This window comes from Achromobacter aloeverae (genome assembly GCF_004121055.1).
Lineage (GTDB): Bacteria > Pseudomonadota > Gammaproteobacteria > Burkholderiales > Burkholderiaceae_B > Bordetella_C > Bordetella_C aloeverae.
This window is the reverse complement of the sequence record NZ_PYAL01000001.1, coordinates 546,648-561,858: the sequence shown is the minus strand read 5'-3', so window position 1 is coordinate 561,858 and position 15,211 is coordinate 546,648. Positions and strand designations below refer to the sequence as shown.

Annotated in this window: 14 protein-coding genes; 9 read left to right on the top strand and 5 right to left on the bottom strand. The window is 68.3% G+C overall.

Annotated features, from left to right (window positions below; translation table 11 throughout):
• Positions 1-15 precede the first annotated feature (15 nt).
• From xth to C7R54_RS02465, 3 genes are all read right to left on the bottom strand, one after another.
• On the bottom strand, positions 16-795 hold the full coding sequence (gene xth, locus C7R54_RS02475; RefSeq protein ID WP_129148601.1) for an exodeoxyribonuclease III: 780 nt from the start codon (positions 793-795) through the stop codon (positions 16-18).
• Between the two features lie 185 nt (positions 796-980).
• Entirely contained in the window at positions 981-1,382 is a 402-nt protein-coding gene (locus C7R54_RS02470) for a coiled-coil domain-containing protein (RefSeq protein ID WP_129148600.1), read from the bottom strand.
• A gap of 176 nt (positions 1,383-1,558) precedes the next feature.
• On the bottom strand, positions 1,559-2,371 hold the full coding sequence (locus C7R54_RS02465) for a sulfite exporter TauE/SafE family protein (protein ID WP_129148599.1): 813 nt from the start codon (positions 2,369-2,371) through the stop codon (positions 1,559-1,561).
• A gap of 265 nt (positions 2,372-2,636) precedes the next feature.
• On the opposite strand from C7R54_RS02465, the gene C7R54_RS02460 reads away from it, so the two are divergent.
• On the top strand, positions 2,637-3,413 hold the full coding sequence (locus C7R54_RS02460) for an AraC family transcriptional regulator (RefSeq protein WP_129148598.1): 777 nt from the start codon (positions 2,637-2,639) through the stop codon (positions 3,411-3,413).
• A gap of 101 nt (positions 3,414-3,514) precedes the next feature.
• Here the strand turns inward: C7R54_RS02460 and C7R54_RS02455 are convergent, their stop codons facing one another.
• Together C7R54_RS02455 and C7R54_RS02450 are read right to left on the bottom strand one after the other, a co-directional pair.
• Positions 3,515-4,990, bottom strand: a complete 1,476-nt coding sequence (locus C7R54_RS02455; RefSeq protein ID WP_129148597.1) for an NAD-dependent succinate-semialdehyde dehydrogenase — start codon at positions 4,988-4,990, stop codon at positions 3,515-3,517.
• On the bottom strand, positions 4,987-6,249 hold the full coding sequence (locus C7R54_RS02450; RefSeq protein ID WP_129148596.1) for a 4-aminobutyrate--2-oxoglutarate transaminase: 1,263 nt from the start codon (positions 6,247-6,249) through the stop codon (positions 4,987-4,989). The genes C7R54_RS02455 and C7R54_RS02450 overlap by 4 nt, the downstream gene beginning before the upstream one ends.
• Before the next feature lie 229 nt (positions 6,250-6,478).
• On the opposite strand from C7R54_RS02450, the gene pdxR reads away from it, so the two are divergent.
• From pdxR to C7R54_RS02410, 8 genes are all read left to right on the top strand, one after another.
• Positions 6,479-7,960 carry a MocR-like pyridoxine biosynthesis transcription factor PdxR gene (gene pdxR, locus C7R54_RS02445; protein ID WP_192903603.1) on the top strand — a complete coding sequence of 494 codons (1,482 nt, stop codon included), beginning with the start codon at positions 6,479-6,481 and terminating at the stop codon, positions 7,958-7,960.
• 301 nt (positions 7,961-8,261) lie between these two features.
• On the top strand, positions 8,262-10,019 hold the full coding sequence (gene atzF / locus C7R54_RS02440; RefSeq protein WP_377813580.1) for an allophanate hydrolase: 1,758 nt from the start codon (positions 8,262-8,264) through the stop codon (positions 10,017-10,019).
• Between the two features lie 21 nt (positions 10,020-10,040).
• On the top strand, positions 10,041-11,054 hold the full coding sequence (locus tag C7R54_RS02435; protein ID WP_129148593.1) for an ABC transporter substrate-binding protein: 1,014 nt from the start codon (positions 10,041-10,043) through the stop codon (positions 11,052-11,054).
• Between the two features lie 3 nt (positions 11,055-11,057).
• Positions 11,058-11,900: an ABC transporter permease gene (locus C7R54_RS02430; protein WP_129148592.1), complete on the top strand. Its 843-nt coding sequence runs from the start codon at positions 11,058-11,060 to the stop codon at positions 11,898-11,900.
• A 3-nt stretch (positions 11,901-11,903) separates the two neighbouring features.
• Positions 11,904-12,725: an ABC transporter ATP-binding protein gene (locus tag C7R54_RS02425; RefSeq protein WP_129148591.1), complete on the top strand. Its 822-nt coding sequence runs from the start codon at positions 11,904-11,906 to the stop codon at positions 12,723-12,725.
• 50 nt (positions 12,726-12,775) lie between these two features.
• Positions 12,776-12,985, top strand: coding sequence for a DUF4089 domain-containing protein (locus C7R54_RS02420; protein ID WP_129148590.1), 210 nt, complete (start codon positions 12,776-12,778; stop codon positions 12,983-12,985).
• Positions 12,982-14,424: an AtzE family amidohydrolase gene (locus C7R54_RS02415; RefSeq protein ID WP_129148589.1), complete on the top strand. Its 1,443-nt coding sequence runs from the start codon at positions 12,982-12,984 to the stop codon at positions 14,422-14,424. The genes C7R54_RS02420 and C7R54_RS02415 overlap by 4 nt, the downstream gene beginning before the upstream one ends.
• 10 nt (positions 14,425-14,434) lie before the next feature.
• On the top strand, positions 14,435-15,199 hold the full coding sequence (locus C7R54_RS02410; protein WP_129148588.1) for a GntR family transcriptional regulator: 765 nt from the start codon (positions 14,435-14,437) through the stop codon (positions 15,197-15,199).
• The last annotated feature ends 12 nt before the right edge of the window (positions 15,200-15,211 follow it).

The following is a 15,211-nucleotide window of genomic DNA, read 5'->3' as shown; positions in this document are numbered from 1 at the left end:
GGCCGGGGCAGGGGGTCAGTCCTTCAGCGTGGCGATGACCGGGGCATGGTCCGACGGCTGGGGATTGCCGCGCGGCCCCTTGTCCACGACGCAAGCCGTGCAGTCCTGGGCCAGGATGTTGGACAGCAGGATATGGTCGATGCGCAGGCCCGCATTGCGGCGAAAACCCATCATCCGGTAATCCCACCACGAGAAGGTCTTTTCCGGCTGCTCGAACAGCCGGAAGGAATCGACCAGGCCCAGGTCGATCAGGGCGAAGAAGGCCTCGCGCTCCGGGCCGGAGACGAGCACCTGGCCTTCCCATTTGGCCGGATCGTGCACGTCGGCATCGGCCGGCGCCACGTTGTAGTCGCCCAGCACGGCCAGGCGCGGATGCAGGTCCAGCTCGCCCTTGAGCCACTCGCGCATGGCGGCGAACCAGTGCAGCTTGTATTCGTACTTGTCGGTGCCGACCGCCTGCCCGTTGGGGCAATAGGCGCAGATGACGCGGATATCTCCGCCCGGCGCCGGCACCGTCAAGGCCAGCACGCGCTGCTGCGGATCTTCCAGGCCGGGGATGTTGCGTATCATCCCGGTACCCGGCTGGCGCGACAGGATGGCCACTCCGTTATAGGTCTTCTGTCCCGCCCACACCGCGTGGTAGCCCGCCTGCGTAAACGCGTCCATCGGGAACTTGTCGTCGGTCAGCTTCAGCTCCTGCAGGCAAAGGACGTCGACCGGATTGGCTTGCAGCCAGTCCAGGACCTGCGGCAGGCGGACGTTGAGGGAGTTGATGTTCCAGGTGGCGAGTTTCATGTTTTTCGTGAGTCCAGTGTCCGGGCGGCTTCGGGCGCATTCGACCGGCCGAGGCACGCTATCGGGCCGGGCATTCAGCCCGCGGGCGGCGGACATGGCGCCGGACGAATTGCAGGATGATAACGCGCTCCGGTCGGTGCGCCGGCGCGGCGTGCCACTCGCGGACTGGCCGCGCAGGCCGGCTGTCAATGGCCAACCTGCTGGCTGGCGCGCTGCGCCGGGGCGGCAATCTGCGAATTCGCTTTTTGCAGACTGAAGTAGACGCTGACGACCATGATGACGATCGTGGCTACCCACTTGTAGATATCCGTGTGCGATTTCTCGATATCCTGGCGCAGCTTGGAAATATCCAGTTTTGCATCGAGGGCGGCCATCGCAACTTTCAAGGAAGAAACATCGGTTCTTAGCGCCGACATATCCGTCTTCAGCGTTGCCACATCGGTCTTCAGCGTTGCCACATCCGTCTTGAGCACGGCAACGTCCTCTTCGATGCGCCCGAGACGGATCTCTATGGCATCGACGCGATTTTCCAAGTGACCAAGACGCAACAAGACTCCCGGCAGTGCGGTCTCGTCCGTTCCGTCCATGAATTCATGGCCATCGCTTGCCATATACGCCCCCCACGCTGCCCCGTACGCGCCCTCCGGAATGGATCACAGCGTACGGATCGAGTCAGTGTCCTTTAACGGGCAAGCGATCCATACCAGGCGCGTCGAAAAAACACGGGCGAGGCAAGGGCGACGCCGACAGGCAGCTGGGTATATCAACGGGCCAGCATCGCCACCAGCACGACAACCAGCAAGGCGATGTAGACCCGCGCGTGGATGCGATCCGGCACCTTGCCGATGAAAGGCGTGGTCAGCCGGATGCCTATCCAGGAGCCGGCGACCAGGATCAACAGGGCGCGCAGGTCGACATAGCCGATATGCCAGTCGCCCAGCGCCGGCGCGCGCCACGCAAGCACGACGTAGGCGCCGGCGCCGGCAAGGGCGACGGGGAGGGACAGGGGATTGGCCATGGCCGTGGCGCGGGTCATGTCGGCGCCGCGCCGGCGCATCAGGGGCACGGTCATGACGCTGCCGCCGACGCCCAGGAAGGCGGCGATCACCCCGATGACCAGGCCGACAGGCGTGTTCGCGGCCGCCCCCGCTCGCCTGGCGGCTGTGGCCGGCCGCGCCAGGAAGCCCGGCCGCAGCACGCAATCCAGGATGGTCAGGGCCAGGTAGCCGGCAAAGGCCCAGCGCAGGCTGCCGCCGTCCACCCAGGTCGCGGCCGCCGCGCCGCAGGCCGCCCCGATGGCGATGGGCGCCAGCAAGGGCCGCACGCGCGGCCATTCGATGTTCCCCGCCCGCTGATGCCGCCGCGTCGCCATGGCGGCGCCGAAGATCATGACGCAGGTGGACGTGGCGACCGCGATCTGCATCGCCGCCGTCGCCGCCGGGCTGCCCGGCGGATGCGTCAGTGTCAGCAGCTTGTAAAGAAGCGGCACGACGACGAAGCCGCCGCCGAAACCGAACAGGACCGTGGTGACGCCGGCCAGGCAGCCGAAGATGGCCAGGAGTAGATAGAGCGACATGTATGACTGGAACGGATATGGCATGAAGACCCGGACAGCCTACAGGCGCACGGAGCGGACGGCTTGCTAGGGTCCGCCGTACATATTCGAATTTCAGCCATCGATGCTGCGAATACCGCCGTTTCCGCCATCGCGTCCCTTCGGGGCATGTCCGTCGCCCGCGCCCCCCATGGCGGACCGCCGGGAAAGCCGTCGCGGGCGATTTGGCGCCTTGGCCCCGGTCCGCCGATAATGCTCGACTTTCATCCATCGCACCCTGCATCGAATGCGCAACATTCCCCTGGATTCCGTCGATGCCGTGGCGCGGCCGGTCCTGGCGATCAGCACGGACTATCCGCAAGGCCTGCTGCTCGATACCCATACGCACCGCCGTGCGCAGTTTCTTTACGGCGCGACCGGGCTGATGGAGGTGGGCACCGACGATGGCGCCTGGGTGGTGCCGCCGGACAGCGGCGTGTGGATACCCGCCGGCAAGCCGCACCGGGTCAGGATGGTCGGCGTCAGCACGTGCAGCCTCTACATCGAACCCGCCGCGGCGGCCCGCAAGGGCGACCAGTGCGAGGTCTTGAAAGTCTCGCCGCTGTTGCGGCAGCTGCTGCTCGCGAGCGGCGACGTGCCGGCGGACTATGACGCGAAGGGTCGCGATGGGGCCTTGATGCGGCTGGTCCTGCACGAGGTCGCCCGCGCCACGTCCTTGCCGTTCTTCGCGCCGCTGCCGCGGCATCCGGCCCTGGCGGCATTATGCGTCGCCTTCCTGCGCCAGCCAGGCATACGCGACCTGCCCGCCGATTGGGCGCGCCGCCTGCACAAGAGCGAGCGCAGCTTCAGCCGCCTGTTTCGCCAGGAGACCGGCATGGCGTTCGGGCAATGGCGCCAGCAAGCCTGCCTGCTGGCCGCGTTGTCGCGCCTGGCGGAAGGGCAGCCGGTGACGTCGGTCGCGCTGGAGCTGGGCTACGACAGCCCCGCGGCGTTCTCGACGATGTTCCGCAAGCGCCTGGGGCAGCCGCCGTCGGCCTACGGACCCGACCGCCAGCAGCACTGACGCGGGCCTGCGCGGACCGGCATGGGGGAGCGGGGGAATGGCCATGGCCTGGCCATTCCCTGTCTGGTGCGCTTATGGCGTCGGGCAGGGCGCCCGCCGGGTCAGTCCTGCATGCAGACGTACTTGGGTTCGAGATACTCCTCGATCCCATGGCGCGAGCCCTCGCGGCCGAGGCCGGATTGCTTGACGCCGCCGAAGGGCGCGACCTCGTTGGAGATCAGCCCGGTGTTGACGCCCACCATGCCCGTTTCGAGGCCTTCGGAGACGCGCCAGATGCGCCGGCGGTCTTCGGTGAAGATGTAGGCGGCCAGGCCGAACTCGGTATCGTTGGCCAGGGCCACCGCCTCTTCCTCGGTCTCGAAGCGGAACAGCGGCGCCATCGGGCCGAAGGTCTCCTCCTGGGCCACGCGCATGGCCTGGGTGACCCCGGTCAGCACCGTGGGCGTGAAGAAGGTGCCGCCCAGCGGATTGGGCGTGCCGCCCACCGCCACCTTGGCGCCCAGCGACAGGGCGTCGTCGATGTGCTGGCGCACCTTGTCGACCGCCTTGTCGTTGATCAGCGGCCCCTGCGTTACGCCGGGCTCCAGGCCGTTGCCCACGCGCATGGCGCCCACCGCGGCCACCAGGCGCTCGACCAGGCGGTCGTGGATGCCCGCCTGCACATAGATGCGGTTGGCGCAGACGCAGGTCTGGCCGGCGTTGCGGAACTTGGACGCGATGATGCCTTCGACCGCGCGGTCCACGTCGGCGTCGTCGAAGACGATCAGCGGCGCATTGCCGCCCAGCTCCAGCGACAGCTTCTTGATGGTGGGCGCGCACTGGCTCATCAGCAGGCGGCCGACGTGGGTCGACCCGGTGAAGCTGAGCTTGCGCACGATATCGCTTTCGCAAAGGGCCTGGCCGATGGCCGCGGCATCGCCGGTGACGAATTGCAGCACGCCGGCCGGAATGCCGGCTTCGATCGCCAGCACACCCAGCGCCAGGGCCGTCAGCGGCGTCAGTTCGGCGGGCTTGACCACCATGGTGCAGCCGGCGGCCAGGGCCGGGCCGACCTTGCGGGTGATCATCGCCGCCGGGAAATTCCACGGCGTGATGGCGGCGCAGACGCCGATCGGCTGCTTCAGCACGACGATGTGCTGGCCGGCGCGCTGGCCTTGCAGCACTTCGCCGTCCACACGCTTGGCTTCCTCGGCGAACCACTCGATGAACGATGCCGCATAGGCGACTTCGCCTTGCGCTTCGGGCAGGGGCTTGCCCTGCTCGCGCGTCATCAACATGGCGAGGTCGCGCTGGTGCTGCAGGATCAGGTCGTTCCAGCGGCGCAGGACGGCCGCGCGGTCGCGCGCCGTGCGGGCGCGCCAGGCGGGCAGGGCGGCGTCGGCGGCCAGGATGGCGCGTTCGGTTTCGGCGCGGCCCATATAGGGCACGTTGCCGACCTGGGCGCCGGTGGCGGGATCGGTCACGGCCAGGGTGAGGCCGCTGTCGGCGCCCACCCACTCACCGTTGATCAGGCAACGGTCGCGCAGCAGGTCGGGGCGCGCCAGTTCGATGGCGCTGGTGGTGGTGACGGCGCTCATGCTTGCAGGGCCTCGTCCAGGATGCCGAGGGCGCGTTCGAATTGCGCATCGGGAATGGTCAGGGGGTAGAGGAAGCGGATGACGTTGCCATACATGCCGCAGCTCAGCAGCACCAGCCCGCGCTCCTGGGCGCGTTGCTGGATGCGGCGCACGGCGTCGGCGTCCGGCTCGCCGGCGGCGGTGCGCAGCTCGATGGCCACCATCGAACCCTGGGCGCGGATGTCGGCGATGCCGGGGTGGGCCTTTTGCGCGGCGCGCAGGCGGGCCACCAGGCGTTCACCCAGGGCGGCGGCGCGTTCGCACAGCTTTTCCTCGGCGATGACGTCCAGCACGGCATGCGCGGCGGCCACGGACAAGGGGTTGCCGGCATAGGTGCCGCCCAGGCCGCCGGGCGCGGGCGCATCCATCACTTCGGCGCGGCCGCAGACGGCCGACAGGGGCATGCCGCCCGCCAGGCTCTTGGCCATGGTGATCAGGTCGGGTTGCACGCCGTGGTGCTCCATCGAGAACAGCTTGCCGGTGCGGCCATAACCGGTCTGGACTTCGTCGGCGATCATGACGATGCCGTGCTCGTCGCACAGGGCGCGCAGTCCCTGCATGAGTTCGGTCGGGGCGACGTTGAAACCGCCTTCGCCCTGCACCGGCTCGATGATGATGGCGGCCACGCGCTTGGGATCGATATCGGCCTTGAACAGCTGGTTGATCGCGGCCAGCGAGTCCTTCGGGGTGACGCCGCCCAGCGTGCTGGGGAAGGGCACGTGATAGACCTCGCCGGGGAAGGGGCCAAAGCCGGCCTTGTAGGGCTGGACCTTGCCGGTCAGCGCCAGGGTCATCATGGTGCGGCCATGGAAGCCGCCGGCGAAGGCGATGACGCCCGAACGACCGGTATAGGCGCGGGCGATCTTGACGGCGTTCTCGACGGCCTCGGCGCCGGTGGTGAAGAAGGCGGTCTTGGCCGGACCCTTGATCGGCGCGGCGGCATTGATGCGCTCGGCCAGCGTGACGACGCTTTCGTAGGGGACGATCTGGTAGGCGGTGTGCGTGAAGCTGTCGAGCTGCGCGGCGATGGCGGCAGCGATGCGCGGATGGCGGTGACCCGTGTTCAGCACGGCGATGCCGGCGGCGAAGTCGATGAACTCGCGGCCTTCCACGTCCCAGATGGTGGCGTTTTCGGCGCGCTGGGCATAGAAGTCACACATCACGCCCACGCCGCGCGGGGTGGCGGCCAGGCGGCGGGACTGCAGATCGGCGTTTTTCATGGTGCAAGCGTTTCAGGTAGGTGGTTCGGGGAAAACCTGATTTAATGGCGAATTGGCCCCTTCCGAAAGATCCAGTTCGTTCAAATTGATGGGGCCAATCTGGAAAAGCCCAGGAAATGCATCCCCTTGCCCCGGACGGAGCCCTCTTGCCCAAGATGTTGTCCTTGCCAGATCGCGCGCGTTGTCATGCGCTATGTCGTGGCACTGCCAGATCGCGGAAGCAGCCTTGATCAAGTCGATCTGCGCCGACCTGGTCCTGCAACGCCTGGCGCCCGCGGGCGGCGGCACGCTGAATCGCCAGCTGTATGAATGCCTGCGCGGCGCCATCCTCGACGGCAGCCTGCCGCCGTCCAGCCCGCTGCCCGCGTCGCGCGATCTCGCGCGCGAGATCGGCATGTCCCGCAATACGGTGCTGCACGCCTACGAACAGCTGCGCACCGAAGGCTACGTCCATGCCCGCGTGGGCAGCGGCACCTTCGTGGCGGAGACGGCGCCGGACAGCTACCTGAGCGCCGAACGCATGCAGGGCCTGCAGGCGGCCGCCGCCGAGCCTAGCGCCGCCGGCGCGCCGGCGCGGCTGGCCCGGCGCGCCCAGGCGCTGCTGTCCAATGTGTCGGCGGCGCCCGCCCAGTGGGGGGCTTTCATGCCGGGCGTGCCGGACGTGACGCAGTTTCCCAACCGGCACTTCAGCCGCATCCTGTCCCGCTTGTGGCGCGATCCGGCGCCGCAGCTGCTGACGTACGCGCATGGCGGCGGCCATCCGGCCTTGCGCGCCGCCATCGCGGAACATGTGCGGGTGGCCCGGTCGGTGCGTTGCGACCCCAGCCAGATCCTGGTGACCGAAGGCGTGCACCAGGCCGTCGATCTCTCCCTTCGCATGCTGGTCGATCCGCGCGAAACCGTCTGGGTGGAGGAGCCCGGCTATTGGGGCTTCCATAAGGTCCTGCAGATGGTATCGGCGGTGGTCAAGCCGCTGCGCGTGGAAGCGGAGGGCAGCGGATGGCCCGCCGGCAAGGTGCCGCCACGGCTGATTTTCGTGACGCCGTCGCACCAGTATCCATTGGGGCTGGTGATGAGCCTGGCGCGGCGACGCGAGTTGCTGGAGTATGCGCGGGCGTCGGGCAGCTGGATCGTCGAGGACGACTACGACAGCGAGTTCCGCTACGCCGGACGACCGATACCCGCCATGCAGGGGCTGGAGGAGGACGCGCCCGTGATCTATATCGGGACCTTCAGCAAAACCTTGTTCCCCGGCCTGCGCGTGGGCTACATGGTGCTACCGCGCGTCCTGGCCGAACCGTTTCGCGCCGCGCACGCGGACCTCTATCGCGAAGGCCACGCCCTGACGCAAGCCGCCCTGGCCGAGTTGCTGGAGCAGGGACATTACGCGGCGCACATCCGCCGCATGCGGGTGTTGTACGCGCGCCGGCGCGCCTTGCTGGAGGGCTTGATCAACCGTTACCTGGGACCGGACTACCTGGATCCCCAGTCGAGCAATGCCGGCCTGCACCTGGTGCTGCGCCTGCCGCCGGACTGCGACGACGTGGCCATCAGCGCGGCGGCGCAGGCGCGCGGCGTCCTCACTCGTCCGTTGTCGCGCTATTACATGCATCCGGGGGCGCGGCGGGGATTGCTGCTGGGGTATGCCTGCGTGCATGAAAAGGACATCGCACCGGCCTTTCATACCTTGCGGGCCTGCCTGCCGCGTTAAGGCAGGTGCGTCGGGGACGGCAGGTTCGTCGGGGACGGCAGGTTCGTCGCGGATCCATGGAGGCGGACCCGTTCAGGCGCACCTCGCTGGTGCGTCACACCCACCCTGGTGCGCGGATGGGCACGGTCACGGTGCGCGGCGTCAGCGCCGCCGCGAGACCCCGCGGATCGTCCCCGGGCATGACACCCTCGTCACCGGCCGTGCAAAAGTTGGCACAGCCTTTGCTTTGGATCGTCTTGTACACAAGTTTGGATTTCAGGTTTCCCGAATCCGTCTTTCCGTGCGAGACAACGTGGCTTCTATTCCTTCCGCTTTCCCTTTCCCTCCCGCGCCGTCGGCATCCGTCGCTTCGGGCACGCCAGCCTGCGCATGGATCACGCGTTTCGATGCCCCGTTCACGACGACGGCCGCGGGGCCCCTGGCCGGCCTGCGTTTCGCCGCCAAGGACAATATCGATGCGGCGGGCGTGCCGACCACCGCCGCGTGCCCCGACTTCGCTTATGTGCCGGCCGAACATGCGGTCGTGGTCCAGCGGCTGCTCGACGCCGGCGCGGCGTTGACCGGAAAAACCAACCTGGATCAGTTCGCCTGCGGGCTGAACGGCAGCCGTTCGCCTTATGGCGCTGTGCCCAATAGCTTCGACGCGCGCTATGTCAGCGGCGGTTCGAGCTCGGGGTCCGCCTATGTCGTGGCGACGGGCGAATGCGATTTCGCGCTGGGGACGGACACCGCCGGCTCCGGCCGCGTGCCGGCGGGGTTGAACAATATCGTCGGTCTCAAGCCGAGCAAGGGATTGATCTCCGCGCGTGGCGTGGTGCCGGCCGCGCAGAGCGTGGACTGCGTGTCCATCCTCGCGCGCACGGTCTCGACGGCGGTGCGGGTGCTGGAGGCGGCGATGGGATACGACGCGCGCGATCCGTATTCGCGTGAGCTGGCCATGGCGACGCGGCCGTTCCCGGCTGCTTTCCGTTTCGGCGTGCCGGCCCAGTTGGAGTTCTTCGGCGACGCGCTCGCGCGCACCGCGTTCGACGGGGCCGTCGCCCGCCTGGTGGCGCTGGGCGGCGTGCCGGTGCCCGTGGACTATGCGCCGCTGGCCGAGGCCGCCGGCCTGCTCTATGAAAGCGCGCTGGTGGCCGAGCGCTACGCCGCCGTGCGCGGTTTCTTCGACGCGCGCGCGGACGCGGTGATCGAGCCGGTGCGGTCCATACTCGCCGCGGGCCGGTCTTATGACGCCGCCCAGGTCTTCCAGGCGCAGCACCGCCTGCGCGCGCTTGGCCAGGAGGCCGCCGCGATGTGGCGCGGGATCGATGTGCTCTGCGTGCCGACCGCGCCGACGCATTGCACGCTGGAAGCCATGGCACGGGATCCGGTGCAGCGCAACCGGGAGCTGGGCCAGTACACGAATTTCGTCAATCTGCTGGACTATGCCGCCTTATCGGTGCCGGCCAGCATAAGGCCGGACGGCCTGCCTTTCGGCATCACCCTGATCGGACCGGCGGGCAGCGACTGGCAACTGGCTGACCTGGGACAACGGTTCCACCACGATACCGGCCTTGCGCAGGGCGCGACCGGTGTGGCGCTGCCGGCGCCGCAACCGATCGCCGCGCTGGCGCGGCCGGCGTGCGCGCCGGCGCCGTCATCGGCAACGCACCTCGCGCTGGTCGTCGTGGGCGCGCATCTGAGCGGCTTGCCGCTGAACGGCCAATTGACCGAGCGCGGCGCCGTCCTCGAACGGCGCGCGGCAACCGCCCCGCGCTATCGACTGTACGCGCTGGCCGATACCGTGCCGCCCAAGCCTGGCTTGCAACGCGTGGACACCGGCGGCGCCGCCATCGATGTCGAGGTATGGCAGGTGCCGCTGGAGGCTGTCGGCAGCTTCCTGGCGCTGGTGCCGGCCCCCTTGGCCCTGGGCAGCGTCGAGCTCGCCGACGGCCGCTGGGAGCATGGCTTCGTCTGCGAAGGCCACGCACTGGCGGCCGCGCGCGATATCACCGCCTTCGGCGGTTGGCGCGCATACCTGGCATCGCTTTCCTCCCCCCTTATTCCCGCTGACCGTTAATCCCGACCATTGGAGTTGAACATGACCAAGCCCCTCGTCAAGATCGCCGCGATGCCCGTCGCCGGCCGCCGCCGCACCTTGTTGACCGGCGCCGCCGTCCTGGGCGCGCTGGCGGCGCCGGCCTTCGTTCGCGCGGCTTCCGCGCCGACGATCCGCATCGGCTTCTGGCCCGTGGCGGCGGCGCTGCCCTTCTTCGCGGCGGTGGAGAAGGGCTATTTCAAGGACGCCGGACTGGACGTCGAAGTACAGAAATTCGCAGGCGCGCAGCAGGTCATGGAGGGCATGCTGGCGGGCCGTTGCGACGGCAGCGCCAACGGCGTCGGCGCGGCCAACCTGGCCATCGGCGAGATCGCCCAGCCGGGCATGTTCAAGATCTTCTGCACCAATCCCAGCAACGCCGCGAACGTATTGGAAGAATTCGTGGTGGCCAAGGACAGCCCCTGCAAGACGGTGGCCGATCTCAAGGGCAAGAAGATAGGCTGCGGTCCCGGCATCCAGAACGTGACGTTGGCCAAGACCATGCTGGAACGGGCCGGCGCGACCGGCGCCTCGGTGGTCGAACTGCCGATCGGCCAGCACGTGGCGGCCATCGCCGCCGGCCAGGTCGACGGCGTCTACACGCTGGAGCCGACCGGCACGGTGGGTCGCTTGAACGGCACCACGCGCGTGCTGGAGGCAGGCGTGGTGGCGCACTACATCCTGGGCGATCCCATGGCGCCGTGGCATGGCGGCGCGGCCAGCCTGACCACCGACTTCATCAAGAAGTATCCCGAGGCCACCGCCAAGTACATCGCCGCCTACAAGCGCGGCATCCAGCTGGTGCGCGAGCATCCCGAGGACGCGCGCCAGTACATGAAGGGCTATACCGCGATCGAGGGCCCGTTGACCAAGGAAGTGCCGCTGGCGGCGTACATGACCTACGACGAGTTCAAGCCCAGCGACGTCCAGTACTTCCAGAAGTTCTACGACCTGTTCACGGAGAAGGGCATCTTCTCGCAAAAGGTCGACGTTACGAAACTGCTTTACAAGGCTTGAATCATGTCCAAGGCATCCGCACCCGCCCCGGCCCCGGGCGCCCCGGCAGGCTGGGCGCCCCCGGCCTCCAGTGACGCGGCGGCGCCCAGGCCGCCGCTGCGCGACCGCTTGCTGCCCTTTGTCGGGCCGGTCGTGCTATTCGTCATCTGGGACCTCGTGGTCCGGGCGGGCCTCATCAAGGCGATCCTGCTGCCCAGTCCGGCCGATACGCTGGTGGCCCTGGTCACCGGCCTGGCCGGCGGACCGTTGCTGACGGACTTCACCGTCACGGTGGTCCGCACGCTGGAGGCCTTTGTCATCGCCGCCGTCATCGGCATGCCGCTGGGCGTCGTGCTGGGCAGCAACGAACGGGCCTACCGCAGCGTCGAGTTCCTGATCGACTTCTTTCGTTCGACGCCGTCATCGGCATTGATACCGCTCTTTCTGCTGATCTTTGGCGTGAGCGATATCAACAAGGTGGCCATCGCGGCCTTCGGCGCCTTGCTGATCGTCGTCTTCAACAGTGCGTACGGCGTGATCAACGCACGCAAGCAGCGGGTAATGGCGGCCCGCGTGATGGGCGCGACGCGCTGGCGCATCTTCAAGGATGTATTGCTGTGGGAGAGCCTGCAGCCCAGCTTCGTCGGGCTGCGGTCGGCGGTGTCGATGGCGCTGGTCATCGTCATCGTCGCCGAGATGTTCATCGGGTCCGAGAACGGCCTGGGGCACGCCATCATCGACGCCCAGCAGGTGCTCAACGTCAAGACCATGTACGCCGCCATCCTCGCGGCCGGCGCGCTGGGCTATGTCCTGAACATCCTGTTCCTGGTGCTGGAACGCCGTGTGGTCCATTGGAGCGGAAGATAAGCCATGAGTACCGTGTTGAACCCCCCAGCCTTCGCCGATGTGCCCAAGCCGCGCTTCCAGCCCGGGCCCGTGGGCACCCACATCACCATCCGGGGCCTGACGAAATACTTCGCCGGCTGGCCGTTGTACGAGAACTTCGACCTCGACATTCCCAAGAACAAGATCGTGTCGGTGTTCGGCCCCAACGGTTGCGGCAAGAGCACCTTGATCAACATGATCGCCGGGCTCATCCCGATCGATCGCGGCGAAATCCTGTTCGACGGCAAGTCGCTGAAGGATACCCGCATCGGCTATGTTTTCCAGAACTACCGCGAGGCGCTGTTTCCCTGGATGCGGACCATAGACAACATTGCCTATCCCTTGCTGCTGGAGGGCAAGGGCAAGGCCGAAGTAGACCGCCGCATGGATGAACTGGTGGCCTCCTTCGACGTCAAGTTCGACCTGAACCGCTATCCGTATGAACTGTCCGGCGGCCAGCAGCAGACCGCGTCCATCATGCGGGCGCTGGCGCCGCGGCCCGAGGTCCTGTTCCTGGACGAGCCATTTTCCGCGCTGGACTTCGAGATGACGCTGTTCATTCGCGAGAAGCTGCAGGAGGTGTTCATCCAGACCGGCACCACCATGCTGCTGGTCTCGCATGACCTGGAAGAGGCCGTCTACCTGGCGGACCAGATCCTGCTGTTGACCAAGCGGCCCACCAAGGTGGCGGAGATCCTGGAATACACGGACGCCCGGCCGCGCACCGTGGAAACCTTGTCCCAACCCAGTTTCGTGGCGGCCAAGAAATTGAGCCTGGAGATATTCCAGCGCGAAGTCCGGCGCTGAGCGCGGCGCCAGGCGCGCTCCCTGGCGAGACGCAAGGAAGGAGAAACGCAATGACGGAAGACCCCCGTATCCTGGACTATGTCCATGCCAGCGCGGCCTTGCTGGACCTGCCGCTGGACCCCGCCCGCGCGCGCCGCGTGGCCGCCCACCTGGGGCGTACCCAGGCCATGGCGGCGCTGTTGGACGCCGTGCCCCTGGGCGTGGACGACGAGCCCGTGGCGTTGTTCTGCCCGGCGCCTTTTCCGGAGGTGCAGGCATGAGCGCGGCGGGGAAGTTTCGGCACGCCGGCGCGGATGCGGCCGGCTTCCTGGATGGCGGGGACACCCTGGCGCGCCTGGCGGCCGTCGCGCGCGGTGAGCTGCGGGCCCGCGATTGGCTGGAACAGTGCATCGCGCGCGTGGACGCCGTGGATGACCGCGTCAATGCCTTTACCCTTCGCACGCTCGACCGTGCGCGGCGCGAGGCCGACGCCATCGATGCGCGGCGGGCGGCCGGCGAGACCCTGCCGCCCTTGGCCGGGCTGCCTTACGCGGTCAAGAACCTGTACGACATCGACGGCGAAGTCACGGTCGCCGGCTCCCGCATCAACCGCGAGCATGCGCCAGCCGCCGCCGATGCGGCGCTGGTGCAGCGCCTGCGCGAGGCGGGCGCGGTGCTGGTGGGCGCCCTGAACATGGACGAGTACGCCTACGGCTTTACCACCGAGAACACCCATGACGGGCCGGTGCGCAACCCGCACGATCCACGGCGCATCGCCGGAGGGTCGTCCGGCGGATCAGGCGCCGCGGTGGCGGCCGGGCAAGTCCCGGTGACGCTGGGCTCGGACACCAATGGCTCCATCCGCGTGCCCGCGTCGCTATGCGGCGTGTGGGGCCTGAAGCCGACCTTCGGCCGGTTGTCCAGGCGCGGCACCTATCCCTTCGTCCACAGCATCGACCACCTGGGACCGTTCGCCGACTCGGCGACGCTGCTGGCGCGCGTCTACGATGCGCTGCAATTCGTCGATGCGCGGGATCCCGCCTGCCATGCGCGCGCCGTCCAGCCTGTCGCGCCTGTCGTCGGACAGGGCGTGCAGGGGCTGAGGGTGGGGGTGCTCGATGGCTACTTCGACGACAACGCCACCGACCCGGCGCGCGCCGCGGTGCGCATGGCGGGCAGGGCACTGGGCTCGCAAGGCCTGGTCGAATGGCCGGATGCGGGCCTGGCGCGCGTTGCCGCGTTCATCATCACGGCAAGCGAGGGCGGCAGCCTGCACCTGGACGACCTGAGGCGCCGGGCCGACGATTTCGAGCCCCTGTCCGTGGACCGCTTCATCGCGGGCGCGTTGCAGCCGGCGCATTGGGTGGCGCGCGCCCATCGTTTTCGCCGGGTCTACCGGGAGCGGGTACTGGCCTTGTTCCGGCGGTGGGACGTGCTGCTGGCGCCGGCGACGCCCGTGTCCGCCTTGCCGATCGGCACCGAATGGCTGGACGTGAACGGCGCCACGCAGCCCGCCCGCGCCGCGATGGGATTGCTGACCCAGCCGGTTTCCTTTGCGGGTTGCCCCGTCGTCGCGGCGCCCTTGTGGCCGGACGGGACGGAAGGCTTGCCCCTGGGCGTGCAGGTCATCGCCGCGCCCTGGCGCGAGGACCTCGCCCTGCGCGCCGCGCGTGCCCTGGAACGTGCCGGCGTCGCCGGCTTGCGCCGGGCGGCGCTGTAGAGGCGCCGGCATGAAGGGACGCAATGCTGCGGAGCAGGGGGAAGGCCGCGCTGCCGGCACGCGGCGGCGCGACCCGGCAGCGCCGGCTCTCGCGGAGCGCCGCAGCCGCGCGGCGGATGTCTATGCCTTGCTCAAGCGCGATATCGCGGACTTTCGCCTGGTGCCCGGCGACCGCTTCACCGAAGGCGAAATCAGCGACCGCCTGGGCGTGTCGCGCACGCCGGTGCGGCAGGCCCTGTTTCGCCTGCAACAGGAGGGCTATGTCGAGGTCCTGTTCCGTGCCGGCTGGCGGGTCTTGCCCTTCGACTTCAAGCAATTCGAGCAACTGTACGACCTGCGCCTGGTACTGGAGTCGGAGGCCGTGCGGCGCTTGTGCACGGGATCCCCGCGCATCGACCGCGGGGCGCTCGATGGCCTTGCCGATATCTGGCTGGTTGCCGCCGCGGACCGCTGCCAGGACATGGCGCAGGTAGGGCTATGGGACGAGGCTTTCCATTGCACGCTGGTGCGCGCCGCCGGCAACGATGAAATGACGCGCGTGCATGGTGAGATCACCGAGCGCATCCGCATCATCCGCCGCCTGGATTTCACGCAGCGTCCCCGCGTGGAAGCCACCTATGACGAGCATGCCCGTATCCTGCGCGCCGTGCTGGCGCAACGGGCGGACGAGGCCTGCCGGCTGCTGTCGGCCCATATCGCGTCCAGCCAGGCGGAGGTGCGCAAGATTACCTTGCATGAGGTGTATCTGGCGCGTCAGGCGCACGGCATGGCCTGACGGGCGTATGCC